We start from the raw sequence: 659 nt of genomic DNA on the forward strand, positions 1-659 counted from the left end.
CTTAATGCGGGTGCGGAGCGTCAGGTTATTACGCTCAATACGTTGGGTGAATATCTTGCCGGTCAGATGCTTATCCTTCGGCACCTCCCGGCCATAGCTACCCCAGTCGTCGCTGGTGATCATGCCGATGGTGAAGGGCTCCAGTAACGCCAGCAGTTCACGGCAGGTTTCATCGGTTCGTGGACCAAAAGTATAGGCCAGTACACCGCCTGTTTTGGTGTTGTACGCGTACCAGAGCCAGTGCTGCCGGGCTTTACTGCCAACGAAGCTCCATTGCTCATCGAGTTCACAGATAAGTGCCACATCAGCATGGGCAACGGGCGAAGAGGTTATTCGCTTTGGCGCGAGTTTTTTAAAGTCCGGATGACGGTGTTAATGCCAATCTTCAGTGTTCTGGCAGTATCGCGAACCCCGGCACCGTTGAAGGCCATTTCGGTTATCTGCTCTTTAACGCCCGGCTTACGGGCCTCATAAGCGTAAGTGAGCTGAAACACGCGGTGGCAGTTACGGCAGCGAAATCTGTCATGACCTTTAGGGTTCTGACCATGGCGGTAAACCTGAGGAGACTGACAACGGGGACAATGGACGTTAACGCTGGGCATGAGAGAACCTCAAAAGCCCGCATTATACATCAGATTCAACCAATTAGAGGCATCACC

Annotated in this window: 1 pseudogene; it reads right to left on the reverse strand. The window is 53.0% G+C overall.

The annotated features are described in order from the left end of the window. Positions 1 to 602: pseudogene (locus ACOTXT_RS22480) on the reverse strand (IS1 family transposase); the annotation flags it as partial. Positions 603 to 659: the final 57 nt, after the last annotated feature.

The organism is Enterobacter cloacae complex sp. IR5422, assembly GCF_049238165.1.
GTDB classification, from domain to species: Bacteria; Pseudomonadota; Gammaproteobacteria; order Enterobacterales; family Enterobacteriaceae; genus Enterobacter; species Enterobacter roggenkampii.